21 protein-coding genes are annotated in these 21,475 nt (G+C 41.2%); 18 read left to right on the plus strand and 3 right to left on the minus strand.

The annotated features are described in order from the left end of the window. Positions 1–21: 21 nt before the first annotated feature. The 3 genes from WDA22_03220 to WDA22_03230 form a co-directional block, all read right to left on the minus strand. Positions 22–1,857, minus strand: coding sequence for a PQQ-binding-like beta-propeller repeat protein (locus WDA22_03220; protein ID MFA5832468.1), 1,836 nt, complete (start codon positions 1,855–1,857; stop codon positions 22–24). Between the two features lie 132 nt (positions 1,858–1,989). Further along, positions 1,990–2,613: a TonB family protein gene (locus WDA22_03225; GenBank protein MFA5832469.1), complete on the minus strand. Its 624-nt coding sequence runs from the start codon at positions 2,611–2,613 to the stop codon at positions 1,990–1,992. Between the two features lie 135 nt (positions 2,614–2,748). After that, positions 2,749–3,999 carry a methyltransferase domain-containing protein gene (locus tag WDA22_03230; GenBank protein MFA5832470.1) on the minus strand — a complete coding sequence of 417 codons (1,251 nt, stop codon included), beginning with the start codon at positions 3,997–3,999 and terminating at the stop codon, positions 2,749–2,751. Positions 4,000–4,085: 86 nt separating this feature from the next. Between WDA22_03230 and WDA22_03235 the strand changes: the two genes are divergently transcribed. From WDA22_03235 to WDA22_03320, 18 genes are all read left to right on the plus strand, one after another. Beyond that, complete coding sequence (locus WDA22_03235) at positions 4,086–4,424, plus strand: septum formation initiator family protein (protein MFA5832471.1); 339 nt, start codon at positions 4,086–4,088, stop codon at positions 4,422–4,424. A gap of 117 nt (positions 4,425–4,541) precedes the next feature. Beyond that, positions 4,542–5,831 carry a replication-associated recombination protein A gene (locus tag WDA22_03240; GenBank protein MFA5832472.1) on the plus strand — a complete coding sequence of 430 codons (1,290 nt, stop codon included), beginning with the start codon at positions 4,542–4,544 and terminating at the stop codon, positions 5,829–5,831. Position 5,832: 1 nt separating this feature from the next. Beyond that, positions 5,833–6,597 (plus strand): SGNH/GDSL hydrolase family protein, encoded by a 765-nt coding sequence (locus tag WDA22_03245; GenBank protein ID MFA5832473.1) that lies wholly within the window; start codon positions 5,833–5,835, stop codon positions 6,595–6,597. Between the two features lie 7 nt (positions 6,598–6,604). Then, on the plus strand, positions 6,605–7,555 hold the full coding sequence (locus WDA22_03250) for an ROK family protein (GenBank protein ID MFA5832474.1): 951 nt from the start codon (positions 6,605–6,607) through the stop codon (positions 7,553–7,555). A gap of 47 nt (positions 7,556–7,602) precedes the next feature. Continuing rightward, entirely contained in the window at positions 7,603–10,200 is a 2,598-nt protein-coding gene (locus WDA22_03255; protein ID MFA5832475.1) for a putative LPS assembly protein LptD, read from the plus strand. Between the two features lie 88 nt (positions 10,201–10,288). Next, the gene (locus WDA22_03260) at positions 10,289–10,660 is read left to right on the plus strand and encodes a four helix bundle protein (GenBank protein MFA5832476.1); all 372 of its coding nucleotides are present in this window, start codon (positions 10,289–10,291) and stop codon (positions 10,658–10,660) included. A 32-nt stretch (positions 10,661–10,692) separates the two neighbouring features. Then, positions 10,693–12,792: a thioredoxin domain-containing protein gene (locus WDA22_03265; GenBank protein ID MFA5832477.1), complete on the plus strand. Its 2,100-nt coding sequence runs from the start codon at positions 10,693–10,695 to the stop codon at positions 12,790–12,792. A gap of 182 nt (positions 12,793–12,974) precedes the next feature. Then, positions 12,975–13,322: an STAS domain-containing protein gene (locus tag WDA22_03270; GenBank protein ID MFA5832478.1), complete on the plus strand. Its 348-nt coding sequence runs from the start codon at positions 12,975–12,977 to the stop codon at positions 13,320–13,322. Positions 13,323–13,362: 40 nt separating this feature from the next. Next, on the plus strand, positions 13,363–14,085 hold the full coding sequence (locus WDA22_03275; protein MFA5832479.1) for a MotA/TolQ/ExbB proton channel family protein: 723 nt from the start codon (positions 13,363–13,365) through the stop codon (positions 14,083–14,085). A 20-nt stretch (positions 14,086–14,105) separates the two neighbouring features. Further along, on the plus strand, positions 14,106–14,561 hold the full coding sequence (locus tag WDA22_03280; protein ID MFA5832480.1) for a biopolymer transporter ExbD: 456 nt from the start codon (positions 14,106–14,108) through the stop codon (positions 14,559–14,561). 19 nt (positions 14,562–14,580) lie between these two features. Beyond that, entirely contained in the window at positions 14,581–15,090 is a 510-nt protein-coding gene (locus WDA22_03285) for a biopolymer transporter ExbD (GenBank protein MFA5832481.1), read from the plus strand. Positions 15,091–15,114: 24 nt separating this feature from the next. Further along, complete coding sequence (locus tag WDA22_03290; GenBank protein ID MFA5832482.1) at positions 15,115–15,849, plus strand: TonB family protein; 735 nt, start codon at positions 15,115–15,117, stop codon at positions 15,847–15,849. Positions 15,850–15,857: 8 nt separating this feature from the next. Next, positions 15,858–16,067: a hypothetical protein gene (locus WDA22_03295; protein MFA5832483.1), complete on the plus strand. Its 210-nt coding sequence runs from the start codon at positions 15,858–15,860 to the stop codon at positions 16,065–16,067. Continuing rightward, positions 16,054–16,983: a substrate-binding domain-containing protein gene (locus WDA22_03300; GenBank protein MFA5832484.1), complete on the plus strand. Its 930-nt coding sequence runs from the start codon at positions 16,054–16,056 to the stop codon at positions 16,981–16,983. Before WDA22_03295 ends, WDA22_03300 begins: the two co-directional genes overlap by 14 nt. A gap of 16 nt (positions 16,984–16,999) precedes the next feature. Continuing rightward, positions 17,000–18,718, plus strand: a complete 1,719-nt coding sequence (locus tag WDA22_03305) for a tetratricopeptide repeat protein (GenBank protein ID MFA5832485.1) — start codon at positions 17,000–17,002, stop codon at positions 18,716–18,718. Between the two features lie 37 nt (positions 18,719–18,755). Beyond that, a complete protein-coding gene (locus tag WDA22_03310; GenBank protein ID MFA5832486.1) occupies positions 18,756–19,829 on the plus strand; it encodes a hypothetical protein in 1,074 nt (357 codons plus the stop codon). Between the two features lie 70 nt (positions 19,830–19,899). Then, positions 19,900–20,424 carry an inorganic diphosphatase gene (locus WDA22_03315; GenBank protein MFA5832487.1) on the plus strand — a complete coding sequence of 175 codons (525 nt, stop codon included), beginning with the start codon at positions 19,900–19,902 and terminating at the stop codon, positions 20,422–20,424. A gap of 80 nt (positions 20,425–20,504) precedes the next feature. Then, positions 20,505–21,470: a DNRLRE domain-containing protein gene (locus WDA22_03320; protein MFA5832488.1), complete on the plus strand. Its 966-nt coding sequence runs from the start codon at positions 20,505–20,507 to the stop codon at positions 21,468–21,470. Positions 21,471–21,475: the final 5 nt, after the last annotated feature.

Below are 21,475 nucleotides of genomic sequence, written 5' to 3' on the forward strand. Positions count from 1 at the left end.
AGAACTTCTTGAACAAAACAATTATTTCAATTTGTATTCGATAACGTTTTGAATTTCAGGGAGTGTGTGCAGTCGATCAGGCGTTAGATAAAGTTGAACAAATCCTGAATTCTCTCTCTGAGAAAATGTTTTTATCCACGCCGTCGCATTTCCCCGCTCATCAATTGCAAGCGCTTTTGTTACATCGCCGATCGACATCCCTGTTATAGCTGTAAATGGATTCCTTAATCCCCATCGTTTTCCTTCATCAGTAATGAACGATGCGTAGAATCCTCCATGCGTTCTCAAATCTTTAAATCGGTAAGAAATCCCTGTCTGTTGTTTCGCCTGATCAAAATTAATTGCAGTAACTTGTTTTTTGGAACTATCCAATTGATATGCAGCAGGATTCATTCCAAGCAAAACGATTCTTCCTCCCGATTTTAGGTAGGCCTGCAAAATGTTTGAGCCGAGTGTGTCATTGGTTAATGATGGAAGAAAATAGTTTGTGGCAAACACCAGTACGGAGGCGGTATCGCTGTGTATTCTTTTCAGAAGATAATCTTTCACATCGGTTTCATCATAAAATTCATACCCTTCTTTAATGAAGTAATCGCGCACGTACACATCCATCCCGCTTCGGAACGATTGTAGTACCGGATCCTTCATCCAAAACACTGCTCTTTTTACATCCAGAAGTGAAGTTTTTTCTTTTGTCTGTGTTTCCAGTGAATAAAGATATCCATCGTCGCTTCCAACATACGCCATGTTTTTTTTGAGAAATGGAGAGGAAAAAATTTGTGGTCCTATCTTAAACCGCCATAATTCTTTTCCTGTTTCAAGATCGAGCGAATAGACGTAACCATCATTGCTGGGAATAACCACGAATCCGTTTTCGGAAATTGCTGGTGAAGCCCACACTGTCGCCTGTGTCATAAAACGCCAAAGTTCTTTCCCATTATGGATAGTAATCGCATGAATAAACCTCCCATCCGATGTTCCGGTAACAAGAATGTCATTTTTTACTGCAACCGTTGAAATGACCCATGAAACCGCATAATCGAAGTTCCATAATTGTTTCCCGGAGGATTTATCTAATGCATATAAATATCCGTCTCTTCCCCCGACAAACAGTTTTTTATCATACAGTGTGGGTGATGCTATCACCGCTTTTCTGTCAAAACCAAAGTTTTCATTATCAAGCGTATCACCAATGGTTGAAAATTGCCATTGCAAATTGCCAGTCATTTTATTTAAGGCAAACACTTTTCCTGCACAATCGCCAAAATAGATATTTACTTCATCGATGGCTGGTGTTGAACGGATAAGAGAGGATGTTTTAAATTTCCAGAGTTCTTTTCCATCCTTTTGATGTAAAGAATACAAATTACCATCGGCGCTGCCGATATAGATCTTTCCATTTTCGATAGAGGGTGAACCGATGTAATAATCAAATCCCCAATCGTAGGGAAGAGCTATTCCTAGATTCTTTTTCCAGAGAAGCTTGCCGCGTGTAATTTCCACAGCATAAAGATTATTCTTCCGACAGGAGAAATAGGCTGTTCCATTAACAATTGCAGGTGTAGAACTTATAGAACCATCGGCATGAAATTTCCAGAGTTCTTTTCCTTCTTCCGATAGACAGTATAAAAATCCATCGGTCGAACCGATGATGATTTTATTGCCAACGACAACGGGTGTTGATCGAACCGCACCGTCCGTCTTAAATTTCCATTTCAGTTCAACATTATTGTGAATACTTGTGTTTGTATAGACACCAAGATGAAGATTTCCAATCTGAAATTGAGCAGTACTGCTTGTAGATAAAAAAAACATGATCGAACAAACGAGAATAATGGTTTTGAAAATATGTTTCATGGGGAATCCTTGTTAGATGCAAAAATACATGTTGCACTCGTGGTGGGTGAAATGCTTTGATGGCAATAGATTGATCGCGAGAGAAATGTATCGATGAAATGAATTCGTTTCAATACACAATTGTAGAAAAAGTTATTCTTTCAGACGCTTGAAAATTGCATATCGTGTTCCGAACTGAACCGGTTTTGTGAATTCGTTTCGTCCCAATCTTGCCAGCATGTTCTTGATGTGCTCGGGATAAATCAGAATATTCACCGTGCCGATTTTTCCTTCCTTCTCTTTCGATTCTCCGATGGAATATTGAACCACAACTTCACTGAATGGTATCCCATGCTCAAGATGTGCAAATGCTGAATCTGCCTCTTCAGCTGTTTTACACAATATCTCGCCGAGAATAACATACTGTGGTTCAGAGAATCTTACCACCGCTGTTTGGCGAAGCCAAATGCTGATGGGTGTATCGCCGCTGAGCGCAGGAGTGTATCTCCACTTGTAGATTGCTGCCATTGCTGCAGAATCCCAATCGATACTTCCGCTGCTGTTTAAAAGACGGACATCGCTGACAGCTCCCTCTTTTGAGACATACATTTCCAAAGAGATTTTAAGTGTTGCTGATGTTATCGGTTTTGGATATGCAGGAAGTGGATGTTGGTATATTAATTGGGGAAGGATGAAATCTGTTGTTTGTTCCGCGGATGAACAGGCCGCAAAAAATCCCGCGAGAATGAGCGAGATAAAAACTAAAAGAGGTTTCATGGTGACCTCCGTTTTTTGTACTATACAAATGTACCAATTCGTTGATCGAAATTCCATCTATTGGACAATCCTATTGACCTAACGTTGAATCGGAGTGTCTCGTCCTTTGGTTACTGGAAATGAGTCGGGATTACATTATTGTTTTTCCAATAAAACCATCATTTCAATTTCTCCTGTTCCCGGAAACATATCGAATGGCTGTGCTTTTACGGGGTGATATCCACACTGTTTCCAGATGCGCAATTCTTTTTCGATAATGCCGGAGTTGCAGAAGATATGCACTACTTTTTCCGGTTGCTGTTCTGCAAGAAATTCAATCACACCTTCTCCCGTTCCGTTCCGCGGGGGATCAATAAGGAATTTCAGATTGGGGTGTTCCAATTTAAAGAATCGAGCAAGACTGTCTGCGGAAATATCTGCCGCATGGAAACGGACATTATTCAATTTATTTCGTTGTGCATTATCAACTGCATCATGAATGGAGCTTCGTGAGAGTTCTATGCCAATCACATTTTTCACTTTTGTGGAGAGCGACAATGAAAATAATCCATAACCGCAATACAGATCATACAAAATGTCATTCTTTGAAAGGGCAAGAAAAGTATTCGCCGCATTAATGAACTGTTCCAGGATGGAATGATTTGTCTGTGAAAATGAAAGTGGTGAATAGAGAAATTTTACATTCCCGACTTTATGGAGGAGTGAATCATTTCCATAGATCTTTGTCATCGGCTTTGGATTTGATTGCACCCCTTTTCTGGGAGTTCCGGAAAGATAATATTTTGATCGCTCTTCATCGACAAACACATACACTCCTGTGACATTTTTTGCTTTGAACGTGAGCGATTTCGAAAGCGCATTTACCTCCCGTCGATTAGAGGAAGAAAAATGATTCATATTGAAGATGACAATGGCTTCTCGATCGTCCCCTTTAACGATAACATAGTTGAATTCTTTCACGAGAGTAGATTGCTCTTTCCGCTGCAAAATCTCCTGAATAACAGTGTAAATGTGTGCATGCGATTTTGGTTCAATCACACATTCACCGATATCCATCGGATAACTTTTTGCGGAATCATCATCCACGCCGATCAAACCGAGGAAAAACCGGTATCCCACAATAAACGCTTTCCGTTTACTGACCGTTCGATAATTACGACCTAACGGTGAAGTAATGAGAGGCTCACAGGAAAGAGATGTTCCGAGTGAATTCCAGAATTCATCGATCGCTCCCTGTTTGTTCTTTAATTCCTCAGCATAATCAATCTTGGAAGAAAAACAGAGGGAGCAGCGCTGTTGTTTAGTGGTTTGGCATTCGCCTTCATGGAGACTTCGGGAAGGATGTTTTGATGAAGCTTGTGTCAGCAGTTCGGAGAGTGTTTTCAAAGGATTTTTTAATCAATCAAGTATTCTATAATAAGTGAATCTCTGTTTTCAACTTACGTCAATTGTTCGTACATTTCAATCAGAATATGAAGTTTTATCGAAAAATAAAAAAACAGGTCAGTGCGGAGAATATTGCCGAAACCGTAAAAGAGAACAAGCGTGCAACCGCTATTGTAGCAGCCGCATTTTTGCTCTTTCTGTATGTCCTGTTTAATAGCAATGGTGTTGTTGCCAGAATACGCCTTGAGATGAAGAAAACAGAGGCATTGGAAAAGATTCACTCTGCTGAGGAAGAGCAGAAAAAATTGAAAGATCAATCCAAAGCACTGGATGGTGATCCGAAAGCTGTTGAAAAGGTTGCAAGGGAAAAATACGGCATGGTGCGTGAAAATGAAAAAGTGTATAAAGTTGCGCCGAAGAAATAAACTTCAATTTTCAAGATTTCAAGTTCAAAGTTCCAGAATTGGAATTTTGAACGGTCTCTAATCTTGCAATTTTGACAATCCTGATAATTTTGTAATTACAATATTGAATTGAACATTTTGTCATCCTTCGAAAAAAACATTCCCCTCGCCGAACGCGTTCGTCCGCAAACGCTGGATCAGTTTGTTGGTCAATCGCACTTGCTTGGAGAAAACAAACCGCTTCGTCAAATGGTGGAGAAGGATGAACTCCGGTCGTTCATTTTGTGGGGCCCCCCTGGTGTAGGGAAGACGACTCTTGCACGCATAATTGCACATCAAACGAAATCGGAATTTTTTGCACTCAATGCTGTATCATCCGGTGTGAAAGATGTGCGAGAAGTGATTGCACAAGCGGAAGAATATCAGAAATCGTTCCGGAAGACGATATTATTTATTGATGAGATTCACCGTTTTAATAAAGCGCAACAGGATGCGTTACTGCATTCCGTAGAAAAAGGAACGATTACACTTATTGGAGCAACCACTGAAAATCCATCATTCGAAGTGATCTCGCCACTGCTTTCCCGCATGCGGGTATTTGTGTTAAATCCGTTGGGACAATCCGAATTGGAGACGATCCTTTCGCAGGCATTGGATCAGGATGAAATTATCACGAAAAAAAGTGTTGCTATAGAGGATAAAGAATATTTCTTTTTACTCTCCGGAGGTGATGCACGAAAATTATTGAACGGACTCGAAATTGCTTTTCAAATTTCCAATGCAGATTCGAACGGTGTTCATACACTTTCAAGAGAAATATTGGAGGAATCATTCCAGCGAAAATATTCGTTGTATGATAAGAAGGGAGAGCAGCATTACGATATCATTTCAGCGTTTATAAAAAGTATGCGCGGAAGCGATCCCGACGCTGCAGTCTATTGGTTGGCGCGAATGTTGGAAGGGGGCGAAGACCCAAAGTTTATCGCACGACGGATGATTATTCTTGCATCGGAAGATATTGGAAATGCTGACCCCGTTGCGTTGATGCTGGCGGTCGATTCGTTTACTGCAGTTGATTATGTCGGCATGCCGGAAGCGCGAATTATCCTTTCCAATGTTGCAACATATCTGGCTAGCGCACCGAAAAGTAACGCTTCCTACATTGCTATCGATCAGGCGATGAGCGATGTGCGACGACTGCCGAATCTTCCCGTTCCGTTACATCTTCGTAATGCACCCACGAAGCTGATGAAGGAATTGAACTATGGAAAAGAATATAAATACGCACACGATTTTGACAATAATTTTATCGAACAGCAAAATTTACCGGACCAATTAAAAAACAAACAATATTACACCCCAACTGAAAATGGCAGAGAAAAACAAATTAAAGAGCGGTTGGAGTTTTTATGGAAAAGGAAGAAGTAATATGATCGAAGCACAAGTAATGATTGAACGACTCAAACAACAATGCACCATTGTTGTCTTTGGGGATTCTATTTCCCGTGGAGTGATTTATGACGAGGAAAAACAACGGCACTCGTTGTTATTGGAAAATTTTTCCAATCTCGTTCGTGAACATTTGAAAGGCGTTGTCTTTAACGCAGCGAAATTCGGCAATACCATTGTCGAAGGTCTGCAGCGCCTGCAAAGTGATGTGCTCAAGAAAAAACCGGATATTGTTTTAATTGAATTTGGTGGAAATGATTGTGATTTTCACTGGGATGAGATTGCTGAAAATCCGTCTGGTGAGTTTCATCCCAAGACCGAGTGTATGACATTCTATGAATTGTTGAGCGGACTCGTAGAAAATTTGAAGACAATGGATATTGTTCCGGTTCTTGTTTCACTTCCGCCATTAGATGCTGAAAAATACTTTGAATGGATCAGCAAAAGCAGTGACAAGGCAAAAGAAAATATTTTGAAGTATATCGGTAACGTTTCCAAGATTTATTCCTGGCACGAGCGATATAATGCTGCCATCCTTCGCGTAGCGGAAGAAACAAAAACCCGGCTCATCGATATTCGTTCATCGTTTCTTGAGTCAGAAGATTACACAAAACTGATTTGTTTGGACGGTATGCATCCCAACAAAGAAGGTCATAAAGTGATCGCTGAAAAGATTTTGCACTATATTCAATCAAATTATAATTTCCTCCTTAACCATCAACCGCAGATATCTGCATTAAAATAGAGAGCATATGGCACAACAACTTGCAATTGGTGTTGACCTTGGCGGCACCACCGTAAAGACCGGTCTTATTGACAGTGATGGAAAAATTCTCGCACAATCAAAATTGCCGACACTTGCAGAAGAAAATCCTCAAGCAGTCATCGGACAAATTGTTAAAACAATTCAGGAAGTTCTTCCCCATGCGAAAGGAAAAACGGTTGCAGGAATTGGTATCGGTGCTCCGGGACTCATCCAAAATCCGGGCGGGATTGTAAAGAGTCCGCCGAATATGCACAATTGGGATGTTGTTCCCCTTGCAGAGGAGATTTCGAAAGTGTTCAACATGCGAGTTGAAGTCGATAATGATGCGAATGTTGCTGCAGTTGCTGAAGCGAGGTTTGGTGCGGGAAAAGAGTATCCGAATTTTCTTTTCATTATTTGGGGAACAGGTGTTGGTGGCGGCATTATTATGAATAATCAAATTTACCGCGGAATAAGTGGCGGCGCCGGTGAAGTGGGGCATATCTCTATCAATTATGATGGACTTATGTGTAATTGCGGAACAAAAGGTTGTGTGGAAGCGTATGTTGGGCAAAAGTATTTATCCAAACGGACTATTGAAAAATTGAAATCAAATCCCTCATCAAAAATCCTCGAATTAGTCGGCGGAGATGTCGAGAAAATCTCACCCATGTACATTTCCAAAGCGGCCGAAGCAGGTGATGCTCTTGCCAACGAGATTCTGGTAGAAGCGGGAACATTGCTTGGTGTCATGATCGGCGGAGTGATGAACACGCTTGATTTCCGTGTGACGGTTATCGGCGGCGGAGTTTCGGCTGTAGGTGATTTTGTCTATTCGGCAATTCATCAGTCAGTATTGAAAAATGTTCAGAAACCGCTCCGTGACGGAATTAAGATTGTCCGTGCCCAACTTGGAAACGATGCCGGCATTTTTGGCGCAGCAGGAATGGTTCTCTAAAAAAATATTTTTAGACGACAAAAATTATAAGATTGCAAAATTATTTGATGGGACAATTTATCAGTCGGGCAAAATGGAAATATCATTTAAACAATTTTGCAATGTTGATAATTTTGCAATTCGTTATCGTTTCAACTGTACTCTCCCAGAGTAAAGATACTCTTTCAATTGCAACTGATACGACTTCTGCAGTAATCGATACTCTCAAAAAAACTTCCGGTGGAATTGATTCTGTTGTTTCCTACACGGCAGAAGATTCCATTGTCTTCACCTTTGATAATAAACAGATGAAGATCTTTGGAAATGGAGATGTCCGTTTTCGAGATCTCAATCTCAAATCTGAACGCATCAACGTCAACTGGAATACGAATGAACTGGAATCGTTCGGTGTGCTGGATTCGGCAAAGGCTCAAACGACCGATTCGCTCAAGGAACGATACACCGGTACTCCGGTGATGGTGGAAGGCGCGGATAAATATGAAGGATGGAAGATCTCTTACAATTTTAAATCCCAAAAGGGAAGAGTAACACTGGGTGAAACGAAGGAAGATCAAGGGTATTATCAAGGTCAGCAGATCAAAAAAATGGATAGGGATATGCTCTTCATTTCCAACGGCTATTATTCAACATGTGAATATGGTCACCCGCACTTCTATTTTTTTAGTCCGGAAATGCGCGTCACAGTTCGGGATAAAATTGTTGCTCGACCCATCTATTTATATATCGCCGATGTTCCGATCTTTGCGCTTCCATTCGGTGTCTTCCCAAGCCAGGGAGGAAGACGATCCGGTATAATTGCTCCTGCGTTTGTGGACAAAGGGTCACGCGGGACAGGACTTGAACATTTCGGATATTACTTCGCGATGAATGATTACATGGATGCGGCTGTTGTTGGAGATTGGCTCACCAGCGGTACGTGGCGTGTCAGCCCGACTCTTCAATATGTGAAGCGGTATGATTTTTCCGGAAGATTCTCCGGATATTATCAGCATACAATAGAGAATGAGCCGCGCGATAACGAATATTTGGATCGTGCCGATTATTACGCGAATCTTATCCATAATCAATCGTTCAATCCAACAACACAAATGAGCGTTAATTTTTCGTTTGCCAGCTCTGAAAATTTCAAACGGGCTCTCACGAGGAATGAATATCTCAATCAAGAGATTATCTCTAATGCCACGCTCAGTAAAAGCTGGGAAGGAACGAACAACAGCATGAGCGTGAATATTAATCGCCGTCAGGATCTTATTACCGGCTCCATAACGAATACACTTCCTTCTCTTTCGTTCAATCATTCTCAATCATACCCTTTGCGATTTGGAAGAAATAAAAATTCCCCACAGACAGATTATGCATGGTACGAAATGATCGGTATGAGCTACGGCGGAAATTATCAACGAGTCGACAATAAAACTCGTTCTGTCGATACGCTGCCGTTCAATCTCTATAATAGACAAGGGGCGGCGCATAATCTTTCATTCAACGCATCCCCGAAAGCTGGGTATTTTACTATTACTCCCTATTTCAGCTACAATGAAAAATGGTATGATAAAAGTTTAGCAATTGTCGGATACGACACATTGGGTAACATCATCACTGCGGACAAAAATGGATTTGAAGCTGTCCGAACATTTAGCATGGGCGTTGGTGCATCCACAAAATTGTATGGAATTCTGCAGCCCCCAATTCCCGGTGTAGCCGGGCTCCGGCACACTGTGCTTCCATCAATCAGCTACAACTATCAGCCCGATTTTTCGGAAAAAAAGTACGGCTATTTTACAGAATATGTAGACATACTGGGACGAAACCAAAAATTTAATCGTTTTCAACAGGAAATATTTGGCGGGTCATCAATCGGGGAACAACAAGCGGTGAGTGTTTCGGTCGGCAATATTTTTGAAATGAAAACAACTGCCAGCGATACAATTCAGAAGGAGCAAAAATTCCAATTGATGAATATCAATCTCGGAACAAGCTATAACTTTGCGGCAGATAGTTTTAGCCTTGCCGATCTTTCCGTGAGTTATCGAACGGATATCGGTCAATATCTGGGAATCAGCGGCAGCAGCACGTATCGTTTTTATCAGTTTGATAAATCAATCAACTCCCGTGTCAATAAGTATTTGATCGATCAAGGGAAAGGTATTGCTGAGCTCACCAATTTTTCCATTAGTCTTTCCACATCCTTACGGGGAGAAAAAAAACAAGCGCAAACCCAGCAGGAAATTAGTGACAGTTCCCGGGTTGCAGATAATGAAAAAAATCAAGGAGCGAGCGGATATAAAGGGATCTATGACAATGCGGAACCCGATTTCAGCATCCCGTGGAGTTTGTCCTTGAATTTCAATTTCGCTCAAAATCAGGAAAATCCAAGTCGCAAAACAAAATCTGCTAATATCAGCGGAAACTTAGACTTCAATTTGACGGAGAATTGGAAATTTACCGCGTCGTCAAGTTACGATCTCGTTTCCAAACAATTCGCCGCGCCACAAATCAATATCTCCCGCGATCTTCACTGCTGGCTGATGAACTTTTCATGGAGCCCCATTGGTCCATATTCCGGATACCGTTTCGAGATAAAAGTAAAAGCCCCGCAGCTGCAGGATATTAAAGTGACGAAGCAGAATAACGACAGGTTATAAATCACTGAAAAAGCTAAAAAGTTAAAAGTTTGAAGGTTTAAAAGTTTTAAGCGGAAAGATTTTTCAAATTTCAAATCAAGGTTGTGATATGACGATTAAACGTTTTGAAGATATTGAAGCATGGAAACATGCAAGAATTCTAACCACTTCAGTATATACATTTTGTGCAAGTGGTAATGCGTCAAAAGATTTTGGCTTTAGAGATCAAATTCAAAGAGCAGCAATTTCTGTTATGTCCAATATTGCGGAAGGATTTGAACGGAATAACAATAAAGAGTTTATAAGGTCCCTTTTATATTCAAAAGGCTCGTGTGGTGAAGTGCGAAACCTTCTGATTGTTGCAAACGATCTTAAGTATATCGATGACAATCAATTTGACAAACTTTTTGAACTTGCTAGTACTGTTTCTTCTCAAATTGCAAATTTTATAAAGTACCTGCGAAAATCGAAGAGAGTTTAACATTCTAAACATTCTAACATTCTTAACTTTTAATGTCCAATAAACTAATTTTAGAAAAATCCCCCTATCTTTTGCAACACGCCCACAATCCCGTCAATTGGTATGCTTGGAGTGATGAAGCATTTGCCGCGGCAAAAAAAGAAAACAAACCGATTTTTCTTTCCATAGGATATTCTACCTGTCATTGGTGCCATGTGATGGAGAGGGAATCGTTTGAAAATGAATTGATTGCTGCGGTGATGAATAAATATTTCATCAACATCAAGGTCGACAGAGAAGAACGACCCGATGTCGATAAAGTATATATGACCGCTGTTCAAACAATGATGGGACAAGGTGGTTGGCCTCTTTCTGTTTTTCTGACACCCGATCTGAAGCCATTCTATGGCGGTACATATTTTCCTCCAATAGATGGTCATGGCCGTCCGGGATTTCCCACATTATTAGAGCGAATAAACGATGTGTGGCAGAAAGAACGGGAGAACATCATCCATTCCGGCGACGAGTTAACAAAGCAATTGCAGCAACGGCACGCCGTTGACAGTCGTCATACGGATATTGATGAAACCATTCTCAAACGGACATATCATCAAATCGCTGCCGGCTACGATCCGAAATTTTCTGGGTTTGGTAGCGGCACGAAGTTCCCTCGTCCTGTCATTTTCAATTTCCTCTTTCGATATTTTCACCGTACAAAAGATCACGAAGCGTTAAAAATGTCATTGACGACATTGATGGCAATAGCAAGCGGAGGAATGTATGATCATCTTGGCGGAGGATTCCATCGATATTCCGTCGATGCGCAATGGCGCATTCCGCATTTCGAAAAGATGCTGTATGATCAGGCGCAGTTGATTAATTCCTATCTGGATGCGTATCAAATCACGCATGATGAGTTCTTTGCAACGGTTGCACGCGAGACATTGGATTATGTCCTTCGCGACATGACCGCTCCGGCCGGGGGATTTTATTCTGCCGAAGATGCCGACAGCGCTGATCCGGAAAAAAATGGAGAAAAGATCGAAGGGGCATTTTACGTCTGGAAAAAATCGGAGCTAGATGATGTATTGTCGCCGCAGGAAGCGAAAGTCTTTTCGCATTTTTATTCTATTGCTGAAAATGGAAATGCTCTTGCCGATCCGCATCAGGAATTTGTCAAGAAGAACATTCTCTTCAACCCGTTTACGATTGAACAAACAGCCGAACAACTTTTACTGCTGCCAGATGATGTGAAACAGTTATTGTCTTCAGCAAAGAAAAAACTGTTTGAGCATCGTAAGCATCGTCCTCATCCGCTCTGCGATGATAAGATCATAACGTCTTGGAATGGGCTGATGATAGGTGCTTGCGCACGGTCATCTCGAATTTTGAAAAGTGATGCGTACTTGAGCGCTGCAATACAATCGGCGGAATTCTGCTCTACAGCATTGTATGATCATGATAAAAAAGTGTTACACCGCCGCTATCGAGATGGAGAAGTAAAATTTGAAGCACATTTGGATGATTATGCTTTTTTGATATCGGGACTGCTCGATCTCTATCAGGCAACATTCAATCTCCGCTGGTTGAATTGGGCTGAAGAATTAATGGGGAAACTCATTACGTTGTTTTGGGATTCTGCTGAAGGGGGATTTTACGATACGTCCGGCAAAGACGCATCGATTCTTGTTCGGATGAAAGAGGCATATGATGGAGCTGAACCTACGGGAAATTCGGTTGCGGCGATGGACCTGCTTCGATTATATCACTTGACCAACGATCAGCAATGGAAACAGTACACCGAAAAAACATTACGATATTTTTGTACACTCCATGAGCAATCTCCTCAAATTATGCCGCAGCTGATGACTGTTGTGGAATTTTTTCTCGCCTCACCGGAACATCTGGTGATTGTTGCGGGAAAGATATCCGAAGCGTCGCATTTTCTGGATGAAGTTGACGGCAACTATCTTCCCTCCATGTCGATTGTCGTGCTGAGTGAAGAAAGTAGAGATCATTTTGTTTCCAAATTTTCTTTTATGAAAAAAATGGAACAAAAAGAGGGGAAAACGGCTGCGTATTTCTGTAAAAATTATACTTGTCAATTGCCAACGGTTCAACCTGCCGAACTTCGTCGTCAACTTACTTTCTAAGGTGAAAAGGTTTGCATAACATAAAATTGACAGACCCATGTCGGGAGATTCGGAAGTTGAATTCTCATGAAAATCTCGAAATTTCTTATTGCAACTTGACTTCTCTCTCTTTATCTTCATAATACTATGTAATTGACAACGGTCATAGCACCGTGAATTTCTATACTGTGAGGGGCCCCCCAATGAAAATAAAATCTTCAACGCTTGATGATGGCAAAGTGGTGGTTCTTGAACCGAAAGGTTCGTTGGTTGGTGGAGATGAAACTGATGAATTGAAAAAGACCGTTGCTTCTTTGTTGGATCAAGGTAACCGCAAATTAATCGTCGATCTTGGTGATGTGGAATACTTAAACTCATCCGCGATCGGCGCTCTTGTTTCTGCCCATACCTCCTATCTGAATCGGCAGGGGAAATTGATTCTCTGCAATGTGAATAAAAGTATCACCAACGTTTTTGTCGTAACAAAACTTTCAACCATTTTCACCACTGCGGAAAAGCGCGAAGATGCGATCTACGCAATAGCAAAGTAAATAACTAAACCCATATTTTTACATTACAAGGAGTCGTTTTATGAAACAAGGTTCACTCAACTTCGTCATAACCTTCGGTGCGCTTGCATTAGGATATTTAATTTATGAATTCATGCTGCCGCAGTTTATTAAGGATGGTGGTTATCTCGTGGCGGGTCTCGTCGCATTATCAATTATGGTCGTAACGTATGTAGTTGAACGTCTCCTTTCGCTGAAAAAAGCGGGTGGAAAAGGTCCTTTGCCGAAATACCTTAAGACGCTTGTCACCAATCTCAATTCCAATGACATTACAGCAGCAATCGCTGCGTGCGATGCACAACGCGGTTCGTTGGCAAACATTATCAAGACCGGTTTGGAACGATACCAGGAATTACAGAACAAAAAAGACATCAACAAAAAAGAGAAGATGGAAGAAGTAAAAAGAGTTATTGAAGAAGCTACCATGTTGGAAATGCCGATTCTTGAAAAGAATCTTATTTCACTTTCAACAATTGCTTCTATCTCAACCATGGTCGGTCTGTTGGGAACAGTGCTAGGTATGATTCGTTCATTTGCTGCTCTTGCAAAAGCAGGTGCTACGGATGCTGCAGCATTGTCTCTTGGTATTTCTGAAGCATTAATCAATACCGCAGGTGGTATTGCAATCGCTATTGTCGCCATCGTTTCTTACAACTACTTTACCACAAGGATCGACGGAATGACATATATGATTGACGAAGCAAGCAAAGATATCTTAATGAACCTCCAATCCAAACACGAATAATTTTAGAGAGCGGAGCCGCTATGTCAAAAACAAAACGAGTCGGATTCAAATTAGATATGACTCCGATGGTGGATGTCGGCTTTCTTTTGTTGACGTTCTTTATGTTATCAACAACATTCAAACCGCAGGATGTTGCTGAAGTATCTATTCCCGTTTCACATTCCGCATTTAAACTACCGGATACCGATGTTATGACGGTGACAGTGGATAAAGAAGGGTCGGTTTTTCTTGGTGTTGATAACCAGAATCTTCGAGGCGCAATTTTTGGTCCGGAATATGTATTGAAAGCCGGTGTTGGTGTTTCGATGGCGGATTTACCGGAATTGCTAAGAAATGCGCGCATAAGAAATCCAAAACTTCGGACGGTGATCAAAGCAGACCGTGATGCGGAATATAAAGTAATCCAAGGCGTGATGGAGACTCTGCAAAAAGAGAACATCACACGTTTCAATTTGGTTACGGATTTGGAAAAATAATTTTTAGGAGTAACGACCTATGGCAGATGTAGATTTATCGCAATCGAAGGGTAAGCAGAAACACGGCGGGAAGAAAAAACGAAAACGCATAAACGTGCGTATCGATATGACTCCGATGGTCGATGTTGCATTTTTGTTGTTGACCTTTTTCATGCTTACGACATCAATGAGCAAACCTCAAACGATGGAAATCAATTTACCTCCTTCAGAAACGAAGGCGGATGTGGCAGAATCAAACTTGCTGACGCTTCGTATAACGGATGATTTCAGAGTTTTCTGGAATATTGGAACGGAGAAGCCGACAACAGTCGATGGGAGCAATAAAAAGGAGCGCTTAATCAATCTCGGTAAACTCTTAAAAGACCGAAACAGAGCAAACCCAAAATTGATCACATTGATTAAAGTTGACGGAAAAGCGAAGTATATTGATATGGTTGATATTATGGATGAACTGAATATCAACGACATCTCGCGATTTAGTTTAGCGCCGATGTTGGATCAAGATAAAAAAGAGATCGGTACATTATAGCGTACATGTAATGGAGAATGAATTATGGCAATAACAACAGCCGAAAAATTAGGATATGGATATCAAGAACTGCGGCTTCTGTCGAGAAAGTATTCGGTCACCGCATTAATTATCGCAGGTAGTTTCCATTTTGTTGGAATGGGAGCGTATTACGGAGTTCAGGCATTGCTTGAAGAAGATGAACCGGTGTATTCCGTTCGCATTATGAAATACAGCGATCTTGGTCCTCCTCCTTCGATCACAAACTCTCAGACTGCTCCGGCAGTGTCGGTGGAAGCACCGGTGGCAAAACCGACCGTTGGTACTCCGGTTCCGGTTCCTGATGCGGAAATCAATCCTGAACAAACAATCGCAACACAGGAAGAAATGGCGCAGACAGGTCCTATTGGCGAAGGTGAAGGTGCAGGAGGGCCGGTAGAAATTGAATCTGATGTTAAGATTGAAGAAGATGGTCCACCGCCGGATTTTGTACCAGTGGAAAAACAACCGCAGCCGATTCCGGGAAACAATCCAGCACCGGTGTATCCTGAAATTGCACGGCGTGCCGGAGTTGAAGGAACAGTTTGGGTAAAGATCTGGGTTGATAAAGAAGGTAATCCGAAAAAAGCGCAAGTATTAAAATCTGATGCAGAATTGTTTAACCAACCGGCTGTTGATGCAGCAATGAAATGGAAGTTCACTCCGGCGATCATGAACAATGGTCCGGTGTCTGTGTGGGTTTCGATACCATTTAAATTCAGATTGAACGCAGGGCGGTAACGGATAGCATGGATCCTTCAAAAGTGTTGGTGTACTTCCAGTATGCGATGTCAGTGCTGTTCGTTGGGATGGGGATCTATATGCTCTTCTTCTTTCCGGTTGAAATACAGATGCCGGAAAAATTTCGCGTGATGTTTGGCGTTGTCCTTCTTCTGTATGGATTTTATCGATTTATTTCACTCCGAATCAAACAACGGCAAGCAGATGAAGAACTGTAAAACTTGGTATTCACTTCTCGTTGTTCTTTCCTCTGTCATACTATGTTCATGTTCCACTGAAAAACGTGAGACGCTCACCAGCGGGAGTCTCACGATGATGACTTCGGAAGATGTTTTTCCGGTGATTAATATTCAAGTGGGTGATTTTCAACGTATGTATGACGAGGTGAAAATAAAGAATTTCTCCGTCTCTACCCGCGAAGCTGTTGTGCACTTGATTAATGACAGTGTGCCGTTGATTGTTTGTGCCAGGGAACTGAACGATGAAGAGAAAAATGTTATCGCAAAAAATCAGCTGGAAGTGGATTCAACAAAGATTGCATACGACGGAGTAGCTGTTATAGTGAATCAAAAAAATTCACTTACTAAATTAACAACAGATGAATTAAGCGAACTTCTCTCGGGGGCAAAGGCACGTTGGTCTCAAGTGCAGAGCTCAGGCCTTTCGAGCGCCGTGGTTGTTGCCATGGGAGATCCCAATAGCGGAGTGGCCGAATTTGTGAAATCGCGGCTGGTGAAAAATGGGATGATGACGGCAAACGTATTTCCGTGTTCAACATCGTCGGAAGTTCTTTCTGTGGTGAGCGAACGGCCGAATGCAATCGGTTTTGTCAGTATTGCATGGCTGGAAAATATGCCGAAGAATATTACTGTAGTGGAAATTGGCGACCCGAATTTTAGAAGAGACAGTACAGTAACAGCCATGGAATATTTTTTACCGCATCAAGCGCATATCTATAGGAAGTATTATCCGCTCTCACGAACCATTTATATCTATTCCCATAATGTGGGGAAGGGAGTCGGATTAGGATTTACCTCGTTTGCAGCGAGTTCAGACGGTCAGAAAATTATTGTGAGTAATAGATTGGTCCCCGCTACTATGCCGGTCCGATTGGTTCAATTGAATACCCCATAATCGAAAAGGAAGTATAATGAAAGTACTCGTTGCACTCTTAGTAATTGTGTCGTTCAGTATAGCACAGGATGATCTTGCGAAAGGTAAGGATGCCTTCAACAAGAAGTCGTATGATGAAGCATTACAGTTATTTCAAAAATATCTGACGGCAAATTCCCGCAGTGCTGAAGCAAACTACTATATTGGAGAGACCTATAGAATGAAGGGTGACCTTCAGAATGCACAAGAAAACTTAGAACGTTCGCTGGATTTTGACGATGAGTTTGAACCGGCGTTGGTTTCCATCATCAGGGTGTATGGAAAATTAGGGATGTGGGATAAAGCTGCGAAGCGATACAAACTGATTGAAAAATACCATAAAACCAGTACGGTCGGACCGATAGGATATGCACAAACATACCTTGAAGTTGACTCTCTGGATAAAGCATCTATCTATTTTTCGAAGGCAAAAGAGATTGATGTGAAAAATGTTGATGCCTACGTCGGTTTATCCGAAGTCTATGCCCGGCAAAATGTTATTGTGCTTGCAGTAGATAATCTTCGTACCGCTACACAAATGGATCCAACCAATCCTGCCTTATGGTATAAGTTGGCAACGACCATTATGAAGAATCGCGGACTCAATTCTGCACAAATTCAAGAGATTGTCGCCGCGCTGCAAAAATCTATCGAATTAGATCCGAACAACATTCAGGCAATCTATGATGCTGCCAATATTTTTTATCGTATTAAATACTGGCGTGAAGCTGCGGAGTTCTTTAAAAAATATGTTGAACAGAAAAAAGATCATGCGGAAGCGTGGGAAAAATATGGTATTGCCGCATACAATGCCAAAGCATATACGGATGCCATTCAAATTTTGGATCAGGCGATTACGTTGAACCCAAAGAACAATGAACTGAAATCGATGCTTGCTCATTCATTGTATTTAGCAAAAGAGTACCAAAAATCACTGACATTGTATAAGACGTTTCCCATGGATTCACTTTCCAGCGAAGAAATTTATCGAATGGGTTTTTCTTTCTACCAACTGAAAGATACGGCCAATGCCATTATGTATCTTGACAAGACATTAAGTCTTGACAAAGAGAATACCGATGCAGCCGGTACACTGGCAGCAATTTTTCTCTCACAGAAAAAATTTGACAAAGCAGTTGTTCAATATGAAAAATTATTGGCGAAAGATCCGAAAAATATCACTGCGCTCTATTGGACTGCGTATTCATATTATGTTCTGGATAAACTTGATCTTGCAAAAGACTATTACAAAAAAACAGTCACTTTGCGACCGAACAACCCTCAATTTCACCAGTCGTTGGGACAGATCTATAGTTTACAGGATTCCGCAGAGCTGGGACGATATCATGTAACAACGATGATAACTCTTGCTGATAGTATTCTGAAGGCAGATCCAAGTAAAGCGGCTCAGCAGACGCAAATGATTGTTAGTGGGTATTATTCCTTAGGGATGTTTGAATATAAAGATAAAAATGTCAAAGGAGCGATTGAAAAGCTGGAGAAGGGTGTAACATACGAAAAAGAGAAAAAGGGAGAGAGTCTCCATTTGTTCCTTGCTCAAATGTATGCTATCTCGAGCGGTGATAAGGAATTGCTCGCAGACGAAGCTCGAAAGATGAAGGAACGTGCGTGTCAGGAATATGCCATTGTGTTGAAAATTAATCCGAAGAATGCGGCGGCACTCAAAGAATCAAAACAAATGAATTGCGGAAAGTAAAAATCTCTTCCTATCACTCAATCTAAAAAGGTGATCTATGAAAAAACCATTTTCACATATTTCGTTTATTCTTATTGCATTGATCGTTGTCGGAATTGCCGGATCATTTTCCTCGTGCAGGAAAAAGGCAGAATTGCCGACCGTAGCTGAATGGGATACCTTTCAAGATCCCATCAACGGTTTAGAAGTGCAGTATCCTAAAGGGTGGCTCCGTAATTCGGATCCAAAGCGTAACAAAATCTATTCCTCTCAGATTGTTGCTGATAAGTTTTATGAAGTATATTCGCAGGGGAGCGGTACAGTGAATGAAGAACAAGGAGGAGTGGAAATCGAAATCAGTTCTGAAAAATTTAAGGAAGTGAATGTTAGTACGTTGGAAGAGTATAAAGCAACCACAATGAAAAACTACTCTGCTCTGAACCTGTCGGGAGAACAACCGGCAATGATCGGAAAAGAAAATGGATTTAAGTTTTCCTACAAAGTGAAAGTAGGAAAAGAAACCACGCTTCAAGGAGAAAAAATTATTGTCTCACACGACAGTGCATTTTATACAGTCAGTATTTCCGGATTCAATGACTATTTTGAAGTCTATAAACCGCTGTTGGAAAAAATCGTAGAATCCGTAAAACTTCCCAAACCAAAAGTATCGTACAAAGATCCTAATGCCGCTGCATTACCTTCAGCTGAAGTCACAAAGTTCAGCAATGACTTTGTAGAGTTTGAACATCCTGAAAATTACGATGTGACAATGCCTAAGGAAAAGAAAGGCGGATCAATGCATACGCTACATCTTGAAGGATTGCGAAAAGACTGTACGTTTGATCTGGATGTTTTCGCGACCAAGACGGATAAAGGTGAAGTGAAGTTTGAAAAATTTGTTGAGGATAACAAATCGAAATTCAAACCGAAAGGAACCAGCTCGCAAAAAATCGACGGTGCCGATGCGATTGTTGTTACCGCAGCGCCTCCTGCAAAGGATATTGAACGAAGCGTCTATTTTGTTACCAAAGGTGAAAAAATCTTCCAAATAGTGGTCACGTGGTACAAACCGCTGACGAATGATTTCAAACCGGCGTTTGATAAAGTTGTTGCGTCATTAAAATTGAAATAATCTCGTTTCTACAACATCGTGAATGCCGAAATGAATTCGATTTCGGCATTCTTTTTTTATGAGGAAAAGTATGAATTATAAAGATCTCCCTATTGGCAAGGATTCTCCACGTATTATTAATGCAGTTGTCGAAATCCCAAAAGGGAGTAGAAACAAGTATGAATATGATGTTGACTTAGGTGTTTTCAAACTAGATCGCGTGTTATATTCTTCCATGCACTATCCGGAAGCATACGGTTTTGTTCCCAATACATTATGGGATGACGGCGATCCGCTCGATATTCTTATTTTCATTGATCAACCTCTCTTTACGGGAGTTGTCGTGGAAGTAAAGCCGATCGGTATACTGAGAATGCGAGATGAAAAAGGTCCGGATGATAAACTGCTTTCGGTTGCAGTAAATGATCCCACGTATCGAAGTATTAACGATGTGCAAGAAGTACCGAAACATTTGTTGGTGGAAATTGAACATTTTTTTACCAGTTATAAACTTCTCGAAGGGAAACATGTTGAGAGTTTTGGCTGGGACAATGTTGTGGTAGCACTGGAATCCGTAAAACATGGGCATAATCAATATCTGAAAAATAAGAAGTGATACACCAGGGGATTTTCCGAATCACTTAAAAAATAGTTACATTTACCTCAGTCATTTAATATCATTTTGGAGTCGAAGCTATGAAAGGAATTTTTCTTGCCGTTGCAATGTTGATTGCTATTTCAACAGTTTATGCCCAGCAAACTGTTACAATTACTGCAACAAAAGATAATACGCTGTATCAGGATGCAGAAGGAACATCAAGCAATGGGGCGGGAGCTTTTCTCTTTGCAGGAAGAACAAATCAGGCAGCAAATAACCTCCGACGCGCAGTTGTGAAATTTGATCTTACGGGAAAGCTTCCTGAAAATGCTGTCATCAGCAGGGCAATATTGAAGATGAACGTCTCTAAGACCGTTACGGGTGCATCCGATGTAAAAGTTCATCGATTGTTAGGAGATTGGGGAGAAGGAACTTCTGATGCAGGAACACAAGAAGGGGGTGGAGCAGCTGCTACAATGAACGATGCTACGTGGAAACATAAATTTTTTAGTACGCAATCTTGGGTAAGCTTAGGGGGAGATTTTAATCCGCTACAAAGCGCTGTGAAATCTGTTGCCGGAACAGGATCGTATCAGTGGGAAGATACGTTGTTATGGGCAGATGTACTTTCTTGGTATTTGGTACCATCAACAAATTTTGGATGGATCATTATTGGAAACGAAGCCGCACAATCGGCAAAACGATTTGATTCTCGTAGTGCCGCGGCAGAAGCAAACAGACCCCAATTAATCATTACATATACTACATCAACTACTGTGAGTAATGGAATGGTAACACCCGAAATATTTGAATTGAAACAAAATTATCCGAATCCATTTAACCCGTCCACCACAATTTTGTTCTCATTATCCCGCAGTGAACAGACAACGATAAAAGTCTATGATGTTTTGGGCACTGAAGTAACGACGCTTGTTAATCAACATCTTTCGGCGGGATCACATTCCGTGAAATTTGACGCAAGCAATCTGTCTGGTGGTGTCTATTTTTATCGTTTGCAGTCAGGGACACACTCTGCAACTCAAAAATTAATGCTGCTAAAATAAGATCC

This window comes from Bacteroidota bacterium, assembly GCA_041658205.1.
Taxonomy (GTDB): Bacteria; Bacteroidota; Ignavibacteria; order UBA10030; family UBA8401; genus UBA8401.